General features: G+C 68.1%; 17 protein-coding genes. 8 read left to right on the plus strand and 9 right to left on the minus strand.

What is annotated here, in order from left to right:
* Window positions 1-52 precede the first annotated feature (52 nt).
* The 3 genes from LTV02_RS38665 to LTV02_RS38675 form a co-directional block, all read right to left on the minus strand.
* Complete coding sequence (locus LTV02_RS38665; protein WP_233036412.1) at window positions 53-1,768, minus strand: MFS transporter; 1,716 nt, start codon at window positions 1,766-1,768, stop codon at window positions 53-55.
* 79 nt (window positions 1,769-1,847) lie between these two features.
* A complete protein-coding gene (locus tag LTV02_RS38670) occupies window positions 1,848-2,480 on the minus strand; it encodes a PadR family transcriptional regulator (RefSeq protein ID WP_233036413.1) in 633 nt (210 codons plus the stop codon).
* A 37-nt stretch (window positions 2,481-2,517) separates the two neighbouring features.
* Window positions 2,518-3,351, minus strand: a complete 834-nt coding sequence (locus LTV02_RS38675) for an IclR family transcriptional regulator (protein WP_332909552.1) — start codon at window positions 3,349-3,351, stop codon at window positions 2,518-2,520.
* Between the two features lie 233 nt (window positions 3,352-3,584).
* Here LTV02_RS38675 and LTV02_RS38680 point away from each other — a divergent pair, with 233 nt between their 5' ends.
* From LTV02_RS38680 to LTV02_RS38710, 7 genes are all read left to right on the plus strand, one after another.
* A complete protein-coding gene (locus tag LTV02_RS38680) occupies window positions 3,585-4,088 on the plus strand; it encodes a flavin reductase family protein (protein ID WP_233036415.1) in 504 nt (167 codons plus the stop codon).
* 85 nt (window positions 4,089-4,173) lie between these two features.
* On the plus strand, window positions 4,174-5,316 hold the full coding sequence (locus LTV02_RS38685) for a Rieske 2Fe-2S domain-containing protein (protein ID WP_233036416.1): 1,143 nt from the start codon (window positions 4,174-4,176) through the stop codon (window positions 5,314-5,316).
* Window positions 5,317-5,363: 47 nt separating this feature from the next.
* Window positions 5,364-5,573, plus strand: a complete 210-nt coding sequence (locus LTV02_RS38690; protein ID WP_233036417.1) for a hypothetical protein — start codon at window positions 5,364-5,366, stop codon at window positions 5,571-5,573.
* A 261-nt stretch (window positions 5,574-5,834) separates the two neighbouring features.
* Window positions 5,835-6,917, plus strand: a complete 1,083-nt coding sequence (locus LTV02_RS38695) for a ferredoxin--NADP reductase (protein ID WP_233036419.1) — start codon at window positions 5,835-5,837, stop codon at window positions 6,915-6,917.
* Between the two features lie 20 nt (window positions 6,918-6,937).
* Window positions 6,938-7,816: a VOC family protein gene (locus LTV02_RS38700; protein ID WP_233036420.1), complete on the plus strand. Its 879-nt coding sequence runs from the start codon at window positions 6,938-6,940 to the stop codon at window positions 7,814-7,816.
* Window positions 7,817-7,938: 122 nt separating this feature from the next.
* On the plus strand, window positions 7,939-9,162 hold the full coding sequence (locus LTV02_RS38705; RefSeq protein WP_233036421.1) for an LLM class flavin-dependent oxidoreductase: 1,224 nt from the start codon (window positions 7,939-7,941) through the stop codon (window positions 9,160-9,162).
* A 1-nt stretch (window position 9,163) separates the two neighbouring features.
* On the plus strand, window positions 9,164-10,195 hold the full coding sequence (locus LTV02_RS38710) for a zinc-binding dehydrogenase (protein WP_233036422.1): 1,032 nt from the start codon (window positions 9,164-9,166) through the stop codon (window positions 10,193-10,195).
* A 31-nt stretch (window positions 10,196-10,226) separates the two neighbouring features.
* Here the strand turns inward: LTV02_RS38710 and LTV02_RS38715 are convergent, their stop codons facing one another.
* Window positions 10,227-11,441 carry an MFS transporter gene (locus LTV02_RS38715; RefSeq protein ID WP_233036423.1) on the minus strand — a complete coding sequence of 405 codons (1,215 nt, stop codon included), beginning with the start codon at window positions 11,439-11,441 and terminating at the stop codon, window positions 10,227-10,229.
* A 56-nt stretch (window positions 11,442-11,497) separates the two neighbouring features.
* Entirely contained in the window at window positions 11,498-13,189 is a 1,692-nt protein-coding gene (locus LTV02_RS38720) for a nitroreductase family deazaflavin-dependent oxidoreductase (protein ID WP_233036424.1), read from the minus strand.
* Between the two features lie 119 nt (window positions 13,190-13,308).
* On the opposite strand from LTV02_RS38720, the gene LTV02_RS38725 reads away from it, so the two are divergent.
* Window positions 13,309-13,890 carry a TetR/AcrR family transcriptional regulator gene (locus LTV02_RS38725; RefSeq protein WP_233036425.1) on the plus strand — a complete coding sequence of 194 codons (582 nt, stop codon included), beginning with the start codon at window positions 13,309-13,311 and terminating at the stop codon, window positions 13,888-13,890.
* Between the two features lies 1 nt (window position 13,891).
* Here the strand turns inward: LTV02_RS38725 and LTV02_RS38730 are convergent, their stop codons facing one another.
* The 4 genes from LTV02_RS38730 to LTV02_RS38745 all read right to left on the minus strand — a co-directional run bounded on the left by LTV02_RS38730 (window position 13,892) and on the right by LTV02_RS38745 (window position 17,094).
* On the minus strand, window positions 13,892-14,638 hold the full coding sequence (locus tag LTV02_RS38730) for a short-chain dehydrogenase/reductase (RefSeq protein WP_233036426.1): 747 nt from the start codon (window positions 14,636-14,638) through the stop codon (window positions 13,892-13,894).
* Between the two features lie 22 nt (window positions 14,639-14,660).
* A complete protein-coding gene (locus tag LTV02_RS38735) occupies window positions 14,661-15,524 on the minus strand; it encodes an SDR family oxidoreductase (protein WP_233036427.1) in 864 nt (287 codons plus the stop codon).
* A gap of 129 nt (window positions 15,525-15,653) precedes the next feature.
* Window positions 15,654-16,184, minus strand: a complete 531-nt coding sequence (locus LTV02_RS38740; protein WP_233036428.1) for a PadR family transcriptional regulator — start codon at window positions 16,182-16,184, stop codon at window positions 15,654-15,656.
* A gap of 46 nt (window positions 16,185-16,230) precedes the next feature.
* Complete coding sequence (locus LTV02_RS38745; protein ID WP_233036429.1) at window positions 16,231-17,094, minus strand: ribokinase; 864 nt, start codon at window positions 17,092-17,094, stop codon at window positions 16,231-16,233.
* Window positions 17,095-17,107 lie beyond the last annotated feature (13 nt).

Consider the following 17,107-nt stretch of genomic DNA (forward strand, 5'->3'; position numbering starts at 1 on the left):
GAAAAAGGCCCGGAAGCCGAAGCTTCCGGGCCTTGGACGAGGCAGCGGCGACCTAGTGGGCCGTACCGCCGGTGGCCGGGGTGCGGCCGTGCTTCATGATCACCGTGCCGATCAGGGCGACGACCGCCGCGATCGCGATGAAGTAGAAGCTGATCTCATAACCCTTGTCGGCGTAGAGCAGATCCACGTCCTTGGTGACCGTGGGCGCGCCCATCACCGCCACATCCACCTTGACCGGATTGGCATTGAGGAAGGCCGTCGCCACCGCGAGACCGATCGCCGCGCCCATGGCCTGCATGACGCCCAGCATGCCCGCGCTGATGCCCTGCTGTTCGGCGGGCACGCCCTCGACTATGAGATTGGGCGTGGCCGCGTAGTAGAGGCCGAAGGCGATGCCGAACACGGCGCTCACGATGGCCAGCACGCCCCAGGTGTGGGCGAGCAGCGCGTAGGCGATCGACGAGCCGACGAAGATGACCAGCGCCAGGATGAGCGGTTGGCGCGCACCGAGTTTGCGGATCCACAGACCGCCGAGGAAACCGAAGACCATGGAGATGATCGACTGCAACAGGGCGATATGGGTGGCGAACTTCAGCAGCGAGAAACCGTCACCGTAGGTGTAGCCCGGATTCAGATCCACCTTCACCATGTCCGGCGGCAGCTGCGAGAGCACCATTTCCTCCGGCACCTTCACCGCGCCCGGCGGCAGTTCCACGCCCGGGGGCAGCTGCGCCTTGGCTGCGGCCTCGGCCTGCGCCTGAGCCTGTTGCAGCGCACCGGTCTTCACCTGTTCCCAGGTGGCGGCCTTGACCTGCTCGACCACCTCGGAGGCCGGCGGCGACTGGGTCATGTAACCGACCGCGTAGGACTGGTAGCCGATGGTGAAGGAGGCCAGCAGCGCGATGAACAGCACCACGCTCACCCGAGGGGTGAACAGCAGCTTCATATCCATGATCGGCTGCTTGACCCGCAACTCGATGACCGGGAACAGCGCCAGCAGCGCCAGGCCGCCGATCAGATAAGCCAGCGAGGACGGCTTGGTCCAGCCCCACGCCTGACCGTTGTCCAGGTACACCAGCGTCAGCACCAGGCCCGCGCCGAGCACGGCCGCGCCGATGAAGTCCAGCTTCTGCGGCACCCGCAGTTTCGACTCCGGGACGATCGCGATCACCAGCGGAATCATCACGACGGTGAAGACGAACAGGAACCAGAAGATGGCCCGCCAGCTGTAGTGCTCCACGATCCAGCCGCCGATCAGCGGACCCGCCAGCGCGGAGACGCCGAGACCGGTGGAGGCGATGCCCAGGCCGACCGGCACCAGATGCCGCGGCATCAGATCGCGGATCAGGCCGTAGGAGATGACCGCCGTCGCGATGGCCGTCGCCTGCAGACCGCGGCCCACCAGGAACAGCATCCAGTTGCTGGTGACCGCGCAGATGGCGCAGCCGATCATGAACAGCACGCCGCAGACCAGGAACATCCGCTTCTTGCCCACGATGTCGCTGAGCTTGCCGATCAACGGGGACGCGGCGGCGCCGATGACGCCGAAGATGATGATGGCCCAGTTGATGTTCGCGCCGTGACCGGGGAAGGTCGGCGCGATCTGGCGCAGCGCCGCGGAGACCATGACGTACTGCATGGGCGCGACCTCGGTGAACAGCACGATCACCGCGAGAACAGAGAAGATCCGCAGTTTCGACGCACCGTCGAGACGGCCGGTGTCGTCAACGGGGCCCGAAGGCACCGCGGTGTCGACGGAGGTGGACATATTGCGTCCTCCAATGGGTAGGTAACACGATTCGTGAACCGTGTCACACCCTGGTTTAGCCGACTATCGCTGTGCCCATTCAGTGGGAATCTTCCGAAAACTGCTTGCCGGTGGCTTTTCGGCGGCTACGCTTCCTGGCCAGTTTCTCCATATCGGCGAGCAAGTCCTCGGCGAATTCCTTCTCCGCCTCGTAATGCCTTACACACCACTTCAATACCGCGCTCGGATACGCCCAGTCCGGATTCGCTTCCGCGCCGTCGGCGTCGGCCTGCGCCCGGCGGCGCATCTTCTCGGTGTATTCGATGTGCTGGGTGAGGATCTCGCGCATGCGCTCCGGTTCGGCCAGATGGCCCAGCCAGGCTCGCAGCATCACACTGTGTTTCAGCACCGGCGCCTCCACCGGTGAATGATTCACCCAGTGCGAGGCGGCTTCCCGGCCGCTCTCGGTAATGGCGTACATGCGTTTGCCGCGCATGCCGTCCTCGGACACCACGGTTCGCGAAACCGCGAAGCCGTGCTTCTCGAGCCGTTTCAGCTCGGCGTAGATCTGGCTGAACGACGGGCTCCAGTAGAAGAACTGCAAACTCCAGTCGGCCCACTTCTTCAGGTCGTAACCGGAGAGTTCCTCTGCGTGCGAGAGCATTCCGAGCACGGCCCAGGCCGTGGTGGGCAGCTCCGGAATCGCGTCGGATTCAGCGACACCATCGGTCATCATCGAACTGTATCGCCCCCGCAAATTCCCGCTCCGCTCAACGCCAGTGCGCACGACGCGGGAACAGCGTGCGACCGGCCTCGTGCGCGACCTCGAGCACGACGCGGGCCAGCCGGTCGTAGCTCATGCCGTCCGCGCGACCCGACAGCGACAGCGCGGCCGGCGCGGTGCCGCGGCCCCGCAACGGCGCTGCCACGCAGGCGATTCCGACGACGGCCTCTTCGCGGTCGATGGCGACGCCCTGGCGCATGCGGATCTGCTGCAGTTCGCGGGCCAGGGCTTCCGGCTCGCAAATGGTGCGCGGGGTCAGCCGCGGCAGCCGGGTGCGCAGCGCGGCCTCGGCGATATTCGGCTCCAGACAGGCCAGCATGGCCTTGCCGACACCCGTTGCGTGCGCGGGCATCCGGCCGCCCAGGCGGGTGGGCAGGCTGGCGGCGAACCGGCCGCCGGCCTTGTCCAGGTAGACCACGTCGCGGCCGTCGAGCACCGCCAGGTGGCCGACCATGCCGGTGCGCTGGCTCAGCTCGTGCAGCAGCGGGCTCACCGCGTCGCGGATCTCGTTGTGGTCGGCGGTGAGTCCGCCGAGCTCGAGCGCGCGCATGCCCAGGCGGTAGCCGCCCGAGGTGTGGGCCAGCCAGCGCAGCTTGATCATCTGATCCAGGATCCGGTGCACGGTGGACCGCGGCAGCCCGGTGCGCTCGACCAGGCCGAGCAGCGTGAGGGTGGGGGTGGAAGCGTCGAAAGCGTCCAGGATCAAGGTCATTCGCTCGATCATCGAGACGGGAACCTCGGCGCTGGCGCGAGAGTCCTTGGCGCGCATGGGGGTGTGGGTCTTACGTGTCTCCGCCGAAGGCAGCAGGGCGACGGACATATGTACCTCCGTTGGTTCATATCCAGTCTAGGAGTATTCCGACTAGGCATGTGACGAAGCCGGACCTTGTGCTACCCATCACAGTGCCCTGGCCCACACCCGGAGAAATCGGGAGAACTACGTAGGTTCTACGGATCCATGTCTCGGTGACCGAACCCTGTTGTTGACGCCTCCTGGCCGCGACCTGCTGTCATGACTGACAGCTATATTTCTGATCGAAATAAGGAGGCCCCGTGGAACCGGTGCTCCAGTCAGCCCCGGCGATCGACGAGACCGCTTTCAAGACCGTGCTGAGTCGCTTCGCCTCGGGCGTCACCGTGATCACCGCGATCGACGAGGGCGAGCCCATCGGGTTCGCCTGCCAGTCCTTCGCGTCGCTGTCCATCGACCCGCCGCTGGTGAGCTTCTTCCCGGCGCGCACCTCGAGCACCTGGCCGCGCATGCGGGAGGTCGGCAAGTTCTGTGTGAACATTCTGGCCGACCATCAGAACGACATCTGCCGGCAGCTCGGCCGGCCGGGCGCGGACAAGTTCGCGGGCGTCGAGTGGACGCCGTCGGAGAATGGGTCGCCGCTGCTCACCGGCGCCATGGCCTCCATCGACTGCTACCTCTACGACGAGGTCGACGGCGGCGACCACACCATTGTCATCGCCCGGGTGAGCGGCCTGAACGAGCACTCCGAGGCCACCCCGCTGCTCTTCTACCGGGCCGCCTTCGGGCGTCTCGCACACCAGTAGCTACCTCCCGGCCAGTGGGACAGCCATTGTCGTCGGCGTCACATCGGCCGCAACCATCGAAGCAAGGCAAGGGAGAGGAATTCACATGACCACCACGGACAGCGAAGTGCGTGTCATCGACGCGGGCGCGCCGCCCACTCGATTCGCGCGCGGCTGGCACTGCCTGGGCCTGGCCGACTCCTTCCGTGACGGAAAGCCGCACGCCATCAAGGCCTTCGGGACCGAGATCGTGGTGTTCGCGGCCGAGGACGGCGCCCTCAATGTGCTCAACGCCTACTGCCCGCACATGGGCGGCAATCTGGCCGACGGCACCGTCAAGGGCGATTCGCTGGCCTGCCCGTTCCACGACTGGCGCTGGAACGGCAAGGGCAAGTGCACCGGCATTCCCTACGCCCGGCGCGTTCCCCCGCTGGCGCGCACCAAGGCGTGGCCGACCATGGAGGAGAACAAGCAGCTGTTCGTCTGGCACGATCCGGAGAACAAGCAGCCGCCGGCCGAGCTCGCCATTCCGCGCATCGACGCCGCCTTCGACGACCAGTGGACCGATTGGACCTGGAACTCGATGATCGTGGACGCCAACTGCCGCGAGGTGGTGGACAACGTGGTGGACATGGCGCACTTCTTCTACGTGCACTACGGCTTCCCGACCTTCTTCAAGAACGTCTTCGAGGGCCACACCGCCAGCCAGTACATGACCTCGGTCTCGCGCGAGGACATGATGGGCGAGACCGCGAAAGCGCTGGGCGGCAAGAATGTGCTGCAGTCCGAGGCGTCCTACTACGGCCCCTCCTACATGATCGATTACCTGAAGAGCGAGAGCGCGAACGGTCTCGTGGTCGAGGGTTACCTGATCAACTGCCACTTCCCGATCAACGAGAACCAGTTCGTGCTCATGTACGGCGCGATCGCCAAGAAGCCCGAAGGCGTCTCGCCGGAGCAGGCCGAGGAGATCGCCCAGAAGTTCGTCGGAGGCCTCGGCAAGGGCTTCGAGCAGGACGCGAACATCTGGAAGCGCAAGTCCCGCATCAACAACCCGCTGCTGTGCGAGGAAGACGGCCCCGTCTACCAGCTCCGCCGCTGGTACGAGCAGTTCTACACCGACGCCGCCGACGTCAAGGACGAGATGACCGACCGCTTCGAATACGAGGTCGACACCACCCGCGCCGTCACCGCCTGGGAAGCCGAGGTCGCCGAGAACCTCGCCAAGCGCGCCGCGGCGAACGCCTGAAAGGCACCGCGATGGACCAGGTCTCATGCCGCTCCTGCGGAACGTGCGTGCTCGTCGAGAAATTCAGCGACCAGCACACCAGCGTGCAGTGGAACGCCGCCGCACGAGCGGCATGCACCGAATTGTCCGGCAGCGGACTGGTGTCGCACACCTGCAACGCGCTACGAGCCAGCATCGACGCCGCAGTGGCGGCGGGCGGGGTCAGCGTGAGCACCCGCGACGTGGACGTCCGCACCCGCGGACGAACACTGGCCTGACCCCGGCGCGGGCCCGGCCCTCCACAGCCGCAACCCGGTTGTCGGCGGGCCACGGCGTTCGGGGCCTGCGGCGCCACGGCCCGGCCGCCCGCAGGGACTAAGGGAGTTCGGCGCCACGGCCCCGGCCGCCCGCAGGGCTAAGGGAGTTCGGGGCCCGACCCGGCCGCCCGCAGGGCTAAGGGGGTTTGGGGGCTTAGCCCCCACCCCCTCTACCCGGCCCGCAGGGCCGAAAGACTTTGAGCAACAGGACTGGTGGAACGGATGACGGTCATAGATATCGAGCCGGATACGGCGGAGCTCGCCGCTGCGGGCGTCGCGACCATGCGCATCGTGCGGGTGGTTCGCGAGACCGACGACGCGGTTTCCATCGAGCTGACTCCGGACGAGGCGCACGCGGATCGGTTCGGGTACAAGCCCGGTCAGTTCCTGACGCTGCGGATTCCGAGTGACCTCACCGGGTCCGTCAGTCGCTGCTACTCGCTGTCGAGCGCACCCCACGAGGGTGGTCCGCTGAAGGTGACGGTGAAGCGCACCGTGGCGGGCTACGGCTCGAACTGGTTGTGCGACAACGCCGCCGAGGGCATGAGCATGCAGGTGCTGCCGCCTTCGGGGATCTTCGTGCCCGGGTCGCTGGACACCGACCTGTTGCTGTTCGCGGGCGGCAGCGGCATTACGCCGGTGTTGTCGATTCTCAAGGAGACCCTGGCGCGGGGCACCGGGCATTGCACCTTGATCTATGCCAATCAGCACGAGAACTCGGTCATCTTCGCGACCGAACTCGCGGAATTGGCTGCCGCACACCCTGATCGGCTGCTGGTCGTGCACTGGCTGCAGTCGGTGCAGGGGCTGCCCAGCGTGGAACAGCTCGCCGCGCTGGCGCTCCCGTGGGCGGGCCGGGAGGTATTCGTCTGTGGTCCCGGCCCGTTCATGGACGCCGTCGGCAATGCCATGACCGCCCTCGGCGCGGACCGCAAGCGCGTGCACATGGAGAAGTTCGTCTCGCTGTCGGGCAATCCGTTCGAGATCGACACCAGCGCAGCCGATATCGAAGCGGCGGCAGCCGAGGGCGACAACGCCACGGTCCAGGTCGAACTCGACGGCGAGAACCACGAGGTCACCTGGCCCAAGCAGCAGACCCTGCTCGATGTGCTGCTGGCCAAGGGCCTGGACGCCCCCTACTCCTGCAAGGAAGGCGCGTGCAGCGCCTGCGTCTGCCGGGTGGTGTCCGGCGAAGTTTCCATGCGCCGCAACGAGATCCTGGAGGAAGAGGACATCGCCGAGGGCTATGTGCTCGCCTGCCAGGCCGTTCCGGTCACCGACGACGTCTCCGTCACCTATTCCTGATTCAGCTAAGGAGCAACCCCATGGCCGCGTTCGCTTCGCTCGGCTACGTCCGCGCCCGCATCGCCGATGTGGACGCCTGGCGCAAGTTCGCCTTCGACACCATCGGTTTCGCCGAAGGCTCGGGCCCCAACCAGGATTCGATCTACCTGCGCGTGGACGAGCACACCTACCGCCTGGAACTGGTGCCCGGCGAACACGACGAGGTCATCGCGGTGGGCTGGCAGGTCGCCGACCGCCGCTCCCTGGAACTGGTGCGCGAGACCCTGGAGAAGGCGGGCATCGCCGTCGCCACGCTCTCGGTCGCCGAGGCCGTGAACCGGCACGTCGAGGAGGCCATCAGCTTCGTCGACCCGTCCGGCTTCACCATCGAGGTCTTCCACGGCCCGCTGCTCGACCACTCGCCGGTGGTCGGCAAGTTCGGAAACCGTTTCGTCACCGGCGATCTCGGCCTCGGGCACGTGGTGCTGCCGGTGCGCGATATCGAGGAAGCCCGCAAGTTCTACACCGAGGTGCTGGGGTTCGCCTCGCGCGGCTCGTTCCGCGTGGGCCCGCCGGAGCATCCCATCTGGATTCGCTTCATGGGCGTGAACCCGCGCCATCACAGCCTGGCGCTGATCCCGGGCAGCCGCCCGGACGGCCCCGGCATCGTCCACATCATGGTCGAAGTGGACGCGCTCGACGATGTCGGCCGCGCTCTGGATCGCGTGAACAAGGCGGGCTACCACCTGTCCTCCACGCTGGGCCGGCACACCAACGACAAGATGATCTCCTTCTACGTCCGGACTCCCGGCGGCTGGGACCTCGAATTCGGTTGCGAGGGCATGCTGGTCGGCGCGGATTACGTGGCGGAGGAAATGACAGCCGACAGCTACTGGGGCCACGAGTGGGCTAGAGGCTGACAGAACCGGTCCGCCGTCTCGCGCGCGACGGCGGGCCAGTCGTCACGTCTCCACTCAGAGCCGATGGGGAGACGGGGCAGTTCGGAGCACAACTGAATATCCCCGCAAAGGAGCGTCGAAAGTTGAATCAGCCCAACCCCGTTTCGAACGTGGCCGCCGGACCCACCCGGTTCGGCTTCTTCATCGCCCCGTACCACCCGCTCACCGGCAACCCCACCCTGCAGATCCAGCGCGATCTGCAGTTGGTGCAGCTCGCCGACGAACTCGGCTACGCCGAAGCCTGGGTCGGCGAACACCATTCGGCCGGCATGGAGATCATCGCCGCGCCCGAGGTGTTCCTGGCCGCCGCGGCCGAACGCACCAAGCGGATCCGCCTGGGCACCGGCGTGAATTCCCTGCCCTACCACCAGCCCATGATGCTGGCCGACCGGTTGTGCCTGCTCGACCATCTCACCAAGGGCCGCGTCATGATGGGCATCGGCCCCGGCCAGCTGGCCTCTGACGCCTCCATGATGGGCATCCCGCAACCGCGTCAGCGCGACATGATGCACGAATCCATGGATGTGCTCGCCCAGCTGCTGCGCGGTGAGGTGGTGAGCGCCAAGACCGACTGGTTCGAGCTCAACGAGGCCCGCCTGCAACTGCTGCCGTATCAGCAGGGCGGCCTGGAAATGGCTGTCGCCTCGACCATTTCGCCCTCCGGCGCGGTGCTGGCCGGGCGGCACGGCGCGGGCCTGCTCTCCCTGGCCGCTTCCGATCCGAGCGGCTACGACGCGCTGCTGCCGAACTGGAAGATCTACGAGAAAACCATGGGCGACAACGGTTTCACCGTCGATCGCGCCACCTGGCGGCTGGTCGCGCCCATGCACATCGCCGAGACCCGCGAGCAGGCGCGCCGCGAAGCCGAATGGGGCGTGGGCCATCTCGTCGACTACATCAAGCGCCTGTCCGGCATGGACGTCCCGTGGGGCGACACCGCCGCCGAGGCTGTCGAACAGTGGACCGGCCCGGGCTTCCCCGCCTTCGGCCGCGCCACCATCGGCACCCCCGAGGACGCCATCGCCACCATCGAGGCGCTGGCCCAGCAGTCCGGCGGCTTCGGCACCTTCCTGGTGCTGGCGCTGAACATCGCCGATCCGGCGGCCACCCGGCGGTCCGTGGAACTGTTCGCCGAGCACGTGATTCCGCACTTCACCGGTGCCAACCGCAATCGCACGGCCTCGCTGGACTGGGCCAATGCCAACAGCGAACGGCTCATGTCGGGTATGCGCGCCGGGGTGGAGGCCGCTTTCGAGCGCCACGCCGCCGCGCTCCAGGCCGCTTTCGCCCCCGAGGAAGGGAAGTGACATGCGCGCGGTAGTCATGCGCGATCGCAAGCTCGTCGTGGACGAGGTGCCCGAACCGGTACCGGGTCCCGGTCAGGTGCTGGTCGAGACCATCGCCTGCGGGGTGTGCGGATCCGACAAGCAGGCACTGGACTGCACCGACGAGTTCCTGCAGGCATCCCGCGACAGCGGCGTGCCGACCTTCCTGTTCGATCCGCATCGCGATCTGGTGATGGGACACGAACTGGCCGCCCGGGTCATCGGCGCGGGACCGGACACGCCGTTCACCGAGGGCCAGAACGTGGTCGCCCTGCCGTGGGCGCTGGACGCGGCCGGCGGCATCCACGGTGTCGGATACTCCAATGATTTCCCCGGTGGTTACGGCGAGCGCATGGTGTTGCAGGCCATGGCGCTCGAACCGATCCCGGAGCACGTGCCGCCGCACGTGGCCGCCATGACCGAACCCCTGGCCGTCGGCTTCGGCAATGTGGCGCGCACGGGCATCGGCCCGGAGGGCACCGGCATCGTGATCGGCTGCGGCCCGGTCGGTTTGGGTGCGGTGGCGGCGCTGGTCGAACGCGGCGTCGCGCCGATCGTCGCCTCGGATCCGTCCAAGCTGCGCCGCGAGGCCGCGCTGCGGCTGGGCGCGCACCGGGTGGTGGACCCGAATGCCGAAGACCCCGTGGAGGTTTGGCAGGAACTGGCCTCGCCGGGCCAGAAACTGCACGTGTGGGTGTGCGCCTCGGTGCCCGGCCTGCTCAACGACCTCATGTACAAGGTGCCCCGCGAGACGGCGATCCTGCAGATCGGCGCGGTCATGACCGATGACGTCATCCGGCCGATCGTCGGCATCTACAAGGACATCTCCTTGCAGATGTGCATGGTCTACCCGCACGAGGAATACGCGAAGACCCTGCACCGCATCGCCGACGGCACGGTGGACGCCGCCTCGCTCATCACCGACGAGGTCGGACTGGACGGGGTCGCCGGGGCGATCGAATCGCTGCGCAATCCCGACGACCACATCCAGATCCTGGTGCGGCCCAACCTCTAACGGCACCCGATCGGCCCTCGGGCGGCGTGATTCACGCGCCGCCCCTCGGCCGGGCGGGAAAGGCGTGCTTGCGCGCGCCGAGCACCACCAGCAGGGTGGGCGCCAGCAGGATCGGGACGGTCCACGGCAGGGCCGTCGCGCCGAACACCGTCAACAGCACGCCGCCGAGCACTCCACCGCCCGCCATGGCGAGATTCCACAGCGTGACCAGCATGGCCTGGGCAGCGTCGGCGGCGTCGCCACCGGCCATCGCCGCCGCGGTCTGCAACAGCGTCGGCACGCCGCCCCAGCCCAGCCCCCACAGCACGGCCGCCACATAGATGACCGCCGAATTGTGCGACTGGACGGCCAGCACGGTGGTCGCCACGGCCACCAGAATCGTTGCGGCAATGGTCAATCCGCGTAGCCGCCGGTCGATGTGCACACCCGTGAACCAGATGCTCGCCATCGACGCGATGCCGTAGACCAGCAGCACCACGCCGGTGATCCCGGGCAGTCCGGCGGCATCGAGGAAGGCCGCGATGTAGGTGTAGAGGATGGTCTGCGCGAGCACGAAGACCAAGGTCACGAACAGCACCGCGCCGACCCCGGGGATGCGCGCGGTCGCTAGCATCCGGATGCGGCCACCGCCCGTCTGCCCGGGAAAGTCCGGTACCGCCAGCGCGATCCAGGCCAGCAGCGCCACCGCGAACACCGACATGGCCGCGAAGGTCACCTGCCAGCCGACCGCGTCGCCGAGGAAAGTGCCCAGCGGGATACCCAGTGACAAAGCCAGCGGAATGCCCGCCATCACGATCGCGATCGCCTTGCCCCGCAACGCTTCCGGAGCCAAACGTCCGGCATACCCCGCCAGCAGCGCCCACACCACGCCCGCCGCGATACCGGCGACGAACCGCGCCACCAGCGTCAGCGGATACGACAGCGATACCGCCGTCACGGTATTCGCCACCGCGAACCCGGCCACCCCGGCCAGCAACAGCCGCTTGCGCCGCCACCCGGCCGTGGCCGCCGACAGCGGAATCGCCGATACCGCGGTGCCGATGGCATAGACCGTGACCAGCTGTCCGGTCGCGGACTCGCCGACCCGCAGGCCGGCGCTCATACCGGGCAGCACTCCGGCGGGCAGCGCCTCGGTGAGCACGGTGATGAAAGCCGCCGTGGTCAAGGCCAGCAGCGACGGAATCGGCAGCCGCCGAGTATCTTTCGCGGCCGCCTCGTGCGCAGCGACCTGTGTTCGATTCACCATGCGGGCATGGTCAACCCTGACACTGGTGTCAGGTGCAAGGAATTCGCTCGCCCCGGTCAGTTGTCGAAGGTGATGCGCACGGTGACGGGCGTGGTCTCCAGTGCCGCGAACATGCCGCGCGCCAGCGGAGCCAGCAGTGGATGCGGAGCGAAGGTGCGCGAGCGTGCCACCACATCGTCCTCGGGCAGGAATTCGGCGGTGCCGGTGCGCCAGATATCGCCTTGGCGGACCCGGATGCTCGGGTTCGCGGTGAGGTTCAGGCCCCAGCCCGAGCGGGTGCCGTGCTGGCAGATTGCCCACGCGCCGCCCTCGTCGAAGAGCACGCTGACCGGAACCCGGCGCGGCAGGCCGGATTTGCGGCCCACGGTTTCGATCTCGGTGGCGAAGGCGGTGCGTACGCCGACCTTGTCCAGGCCGCGTACCAGGGGGTTCATCACGTAGCGGCCGACGGCGCGTTCGCGTTGGAACTTGCGTGCGGTCTTGTCCGGCTTCGGACCCGATTGCCCGCGCTTGCTGCGGAAGGCGTCGATGCCGTGGTGGCGCAACATGTTCGCGGCGGTCAGCCACGGCGAGCGGGCCGGATCCGGGTCGCTGCCCGCGCCCAGCAGGGCGAGTTGGTCGGTGTGCCACTGCAGGTCGAGCGCGCCCTCGACCGACTTGAGGTTCTTGTTGGCCGCCAGGCGCGGCGGCAGGCCCAGGGTGACCAGCGGCGGGCGCAGTTCGTCGGTGCGCTCGGCGAGCAGATCGGCTGCGGCCGTGGGGAATACGGCGGTGGGGCGGCCCAGGCCGACCACATCGCAGGTGCCGCCGGTGACCGCCTCGGTCATGCCGCTGCGGGAACGGAAGCCGCCGGTGACCGCGATCGGCACCGCGCCCGCCGCCTGCCGCGCGGTTTCGGCGTAGTCCAGGAAGTACGCCTCCCGCGCCCGGGTTCGCTCGGACACTTGCGGGCGATTCAGCATCGCGGGCGATTCGTAACTGCCGCCGCTGATTTCGATGAGATCCACCTGTTCCGCGGACAGCTTCTCGATCACCACCCGCGATTCGTCCTCGGTGAAGCCGCCGCGCTGAAAGTCCGCCGAATTCAGCTTGATGCCCACCCCGAAACCAGGACTCACCGCCGCGCGAATGCTGCGCGCCACCTCGATCACGAAGCGCCGCCGCCGCTGCGGATCGCCGCCCCAGGCATCGGTGCGCTGATTCGACAGCGGCGAGAGGAACTGCGACACCAGATAGCCGTGCGCGCCGTGGATCTGCACACCGTCGAAACCGGCCGCCTCCGCCACCCGGGCCGCCGTCCCGAACCGGCGCACGATATCGAGGATCTCCTCCTCGGTGAGCGCGCGCGGGGCGGGCCAGCCCGGAATGCTCACCCCGATGGCCGACGGCCCGACCGCCCGGTTCCGGGTCACCATCGGATTGGACTGCCGCCCGGGATGGTTCAGCTGCACCCAGACCTTGCTGCCGCCCTCCTTGGCCACCTTCGCCCATCGGGTGAGCGCGTCCAGGTGCCGTTCGTCCTCGATGGCCACATTGCCCGGTTCCCCGCAGTGCCGGCGATCGACCATCACATTGCCGGTGACGATCAGTCCGTACCCGCCCTCGCTCCAGCGCGCGTACAGTCGCTGCAGACGCTCGTCCGGAGCCATATCGGCATTGCCGAGGCCCTCGCTGAGCGCGGACTTCATCAGTCGGTTGGGCAGGACCTGACCGCTGGCCAGGGGCAGGGGATCGTGCAGGGTCGGCATCGCTGGGCCCCGATTCCTCGTCGGTGGGATGGGCGGCGGTCTATCATTCATAGGTAGACCAATCGGTATATCGAGAACGGTAGAGCACCGATCGGTATACGACAAGGAGGAGACACGCCATGGGAGCCCGGGACCGCCTCATCGACAGCGCCATCGCACTCATGCGCTGCCAGGGCATCGCGGGGACGGGGATCGCGCAGTTACTCGAGCACAGCGGCATCTCGCGGCGCTCGGTGTACCTGAACTTTCCCGGGGGCAAATCCGAACTGGTCGCCGAGGCCACCCGCACCGCCGGGCAGGCCTCCAGCGCGCTCATGCGCGCGGTCACCGGGACCACCGATATCGCCAGCGCGATCGCGGCTTTCCCGGGGATGTGGCGGGAGGTGCTGGTGTCGAGCGATTTCACCGCGGGCTGCCCGATCGTGGCCGCCGCGCTGGGCCGCTCCGAATCGCCCGAGGCCGCCGACGTGGCGGGGGAGACCTTCGGGGAGTGGGAGGACATCCTGAGCGAACGCCTCGAAGCGGAGAACGTCGCGCCCGAGACCGCGCGTTCGCTGGCCACCACCATCGTGGCGGCGGTCGAGGGGGCGGTGGTCATGTCGCTGGCCTCCCGGTCGATCGCGCCGCTGGAACGCACCGGCAGTCAGCTGGCCGACCTCGTCGCCCTCTATACGGGCACGAAGCCGACCGCCGCCGTCTGATTCACGAGGCGCTGAGACCGCCGTCGATGGTCAGGATGGTGCCGGAGGTGTAGGCCGAGCGGTCCGAGGCCAGAAACGCGGTGGCATCGGCGATTTCGCTTGGACTGGCCGGGCGGCCGAACGGGAATTCGGCCGCCATGGCCCGGAACCGCTCGTTGGAATCGATGAGCTGGGCGATGCGCGCCGTCGCCACCGGTCCCGGATTGATGCCCACCACGCGAATGCCGTCGCGCCAGCTCTGGCTGCCCAGCGCCTTGGTGAACGCCATGAGTGCGGCATTACCCGCGCTGCCCGCAAGGTAATTCGGGTCGGGGCGTTCACCGGCCGCGCCGATATCGTTGACGATGACCCCGCGCCCGCGTTCCCTCATGGCCGCGTAGATCAGCCGGGTGAGGTCGATATAGCCGAAGACCTTGAGATCCCAGGCGTGCCGCCAGGTCTGTTCGTCGATGGCGTCCAGCGATCCGCCGGGAATGTCACCGGCATTGTTGACCAGGATGTCGGGTGCGCCGACCACTTCGGCCAGCCGGTGCAATTCCTCGGATCGGCGCAGATCGGTTGGGTGCGTGTGAATGTCGACGCCGTGTTCGGCGCGTAAGCGGCCGGCGAGTTCGTCGAGCCGGTCCTTGTCGCGGGCGGCCAGGTGCAGATGGCAGCCTTCGGCCGCGAATACTTCGGCGATGGCGGCGCCGATGCCCGCCGACGCGCCCGTGATGAGCGCGGTCCGGCCGGTGAGTCCGAGATCCATGATGAGATTGTCCTCCGGGGAGTCAGTGCGTGCGGGCCGGTTCGATACCGGACAGGCCGAGGGCGCGGACGAGCAGTCCATCGCGCCACCGGGGTGGGATGCGGGCGAGCCAAACCGCCTGCCGCGCATCGGGTCCGGCGGTGTAGTACGCCTTGGGACGCCGCGCTTCGACCGCCTTGCGGATGACCTCCACCACCGTCTCGACGGGCGAGAACCGCTGCCCGGCGACCGCCTTCTCGAAGGCGATGCGCTGCTGCTCGTAGCGTGCGACCGCGCGCGGATCACTGTGCGCCAGTGCGTCTTCGGCGGCCGCGCTCGCCTTGTCGAAGATGGCGGTCCGCATCGCGCCCGGCTGGACGACCGAAACCGGAATCCCCCACGGGGCCAGCTCGATCCGCAGCGCGTCCGAAATCGATTCCAGCGCAGCCTTGCTCGCCGCGATGGGGCCGAGGAACGGCAGCGCTACCCGGGCGCTGGCGGCGCTGATGTTCACGATCCGCCCGCCGCCCGCGCGCAATGCGGGCAGGAAGGCCTGGGTCACGCGCACCGCACCGTGCACGTTGACCTCGAACTGGCGCTGCCATTCCCGGTCGGGGACCAGTTCGGCCGGGCCCTGGACCAGCACGCCGGCATTGTTGATCAGCGCGTACAGGCCCGCGCCGTCCTGTCGCTTGCCGACCTCCTCGGCCGCCGCGGCGACGCTGTCGGGGTCGGTGACGTCGAGGGGGATCTGGGTGATGCCGGTGGCGTCGAGCGCGGGGGTGCTCGCGCGGACTCCGGCGTAGATGTGAAAGCCCTTGCCTGCCAGCGCTTTCGCACAGGCCGAGCCGATGCCGCCGGAGGCGCCGGTGAGCAGGATCGCGGGTGGGGGAGTGGCTGTGGTCATGAGAAGCCTCGGATCGAGTAGGTGCCATTACGCATACCCGGGTACATGAATCAGCGTACATGTCCCTAGGTACATGTCAAGGCGTGCGAGTACCCGTCGCGATCGCGAATTCCCATGGAAATCAGCCGTTTACGGTTGTTCGTCGATCTCGTCGCGAGCCCATTCCGCCCACTCCGCGAGGGCCTCGTACAGCCGGATCCCGGCCTCGATCGCGATCCGTTTGGACTTGTTGTGCGGTGCCACGCCGAAGTCCCCGCGGTCCTTGGCATCGGCCAGCTCGCGGTACATGGCCGCGGTATCGCTGAAGAACTTGGCCTCGCGTTCCAGATGCGCGTCCAGCGCCCGGGGCTCCATCAGCCAGAAGAAGAACGAGCGCAGCAGCGGCTCCAGCCGCAGCGTGTGATCCACCTCGTCCTCGCCGAGCCAGCGCCGCACCTCGGCGAGCCCGGCCGGGGTGATCCGATACGACTTACGCCCGCGCGCACCCTCGCTCTCCAGCTCGATCAATTCCGCGTCCAGCAGGCGCGCCAGTTCGGAGTAGATCTTGGGGTGCCGGGCGGGCCACACCGGGCCCAGGGCCTCCTGGAACCGTTGCGCCAGGTCGTATCCGCTGGCCGGGCCTTCGGCGAGCAACCCGAGCAGACCGTGCCGCAGCGACATGTCGGAACCTTTCCTCGAACCCCGGACCCATCATCACACCCGCCCGTCAGGCGATGCCGGCGAGTGCCGCCAGGATCTCCGCCCGGGTCGGAATGGCCGCGCTGGCCCCGAGTTTGGTGGTGGCCAGCGCACCCGCCGTACATGCCCAGGCCAGCGCGGTATCGGCGCCTTCGTGCCAGTGCGCGGCGAGCGCGCCGGTGAAGGTGTCGCCCGCGCCGGTGGTGTCGACCACCTCCACGGGCACGCCGAGCTGGGTCAGGATGCGGCCGTCCGGATCCCGGTAGGCGGCGCCGGCCGCGCCGAGGGTGGTGATCACGTGCGGGACGGGCGCCAGCGCCGCGCCGAAGCGGGCCGCCTCGCCCTCGTTGACCACGGCCACGTCCACATCGCTCCAGACCGCAGCCGGAAGTTCGCGCACCGGTGAGGGATTCAGCATGACCACGGTGCCGTGGGCGCGGGCGTGCGCGGCGGCGGCCCGCACGGTGCGCAGCGGAATCTCCAACTGGCACATGAGCACATCGGCCGCGGCGATGGTGTCGAGATCGGCGTCGTCGAGTTCGGTCATGCGGGCATTGGCCCCGCCCACCACCACGATGGTATTCTCACCGGACCCGTCCACCACGATGGTCGCCACGCCGCTCGGGCCCTCGACCGTGCGCAGCCGCGCAACACCCACGCCCGCCTCGGACAGCACCCCGCGCAGGGCATCCGCGAACACGTCCGCGCCGACCGCGCCGACGAAATCCACCTCGGCCCCGGCCCGCCGCGCCGCGATCGCCTGATTGGATCCCTTGCCGCCGGGCACCAGCGCGAAACCCTCGCCGGCCACCGTCTCGCCGGGCTCCGGGCGCACCGCCACGGTCGTCACCAGATCCATATTGATACTGCCCACCACCACGATTCGCGCCATGGCTGTTCGCTCC

The sequence above is a fragment of the Nocardia yamanashiensis genome (genome assembly GCF_021183565.1).
Lineage (GTDB): Bacteria > Actinomycetota > Actinomycetes > Mycobacteriales > Mycobacteriaceae > Nocardia > Nocardia yamanashiensis.

Excerpts from the sequence above, each read along its gene's own strand:
- LTV02_RS38725 (WP_233036425.1), top strand. The coding sequence starts at position 13,309 with ATGGGAGCCCGGGACCGCCTCATCGACAGCGCCATCGCACTCATGCGC.
- LTV02_RS38710 (WP_233036422.1), top strand. The coding sequence starts at position 9,164 with ATGCGCGCGGTAGTCATGCGCGATCGCAAGCTCGTCGTGGACGAGGTG.
- LTV02_RS38685 (WP_233036416.1), top strand. The coding sequence starts at position 4,174 with ATGACCACCACGGACAGCGAAGTGCGTGTCATCGACGCGGGCGCGCCG.
- LTV02_RS38720 (WP_233036424.1), bottom strand. The coding sequence starts at position 13,189 with ATGCCGACCCTGCACGATCCCCTGCCCCTGGCCAGCGGTCAGGTCCTG.
- LTV02_RS38670 (WP_233036413.1), bottom strand. The coding sequence starts at position 2,480 with ATGACCGATGGTGTCGCTGAATCCGACGCGATTCCGGAGCTGCCCACC.
- LTV02_RS38745 (WP_233036429.1), bottom strand. The coding sequence starts at position 17,094 with ATGGCGCGAATCGTGGTGGTGGGCAGTATCAATATGGATCTGGTGACG.
- LTV02_RS38665 (WP_233036412.1), bottom strand. The coding sequence starts at position 1,768 with ATGTCCACCTCCGTCGACACCGCGGTGCCTTCGGGCCCCGTTGACGAC.
- LTV02_RS38700 (WP_233036420.1), top strand. The coding sequence starts at position 6,938 with ATGGCCGCGTTCGCTTCGCTCGGCTACGTCCGCGCCCGCATCGCCGAT.
- LTV02_RS38730 (WP_233036426.1), bottom strand. The coding sequence starts at position 14,638 with ATGGATCTCGGACTCACCGGCCGGACCGCGCTCATCACGGGCGCGTCG.
- LTV02_RS38675 (WP_332909552.1), bottom strand. The coding sequence starts at position 3,351 with ATGTCCGTCGCCCTGCTGCCTTCGGCGGAGACACGTAAGACCCACACC.
- LTV02_RS38695 (WP_233036419.1), top strand. The coding sequence starts at position 5,835 with ATGACGGTCATAGATATCGAGCCGGATACGGCGGAGCTCGCCGCTGCG.
- LTV02_RS38740 (WP_233036428.1), bottom strand. The coding sequence starts at position 16,184 with ATGTCGCTGCGGCACGGTCTGCTCGGGTTGCTCGCCGAAGGCCCGGCC.
- LTV02_RS38735 (WP_233036427.1), bottom strand. The coding sequence starts at position 15,524 with ATGACCACAGCCACTCCCCCACCCGCGATCCTGCTCACCGGCGCCTCC.
- LTV02_RS38715 (WP_233036423.1), bottom strand. The coding sequence starts at position 11,441 with ATGGTGAATCGAACACAGGTCGCTGCGCACGAGGCGGCCGCGAAAGAT.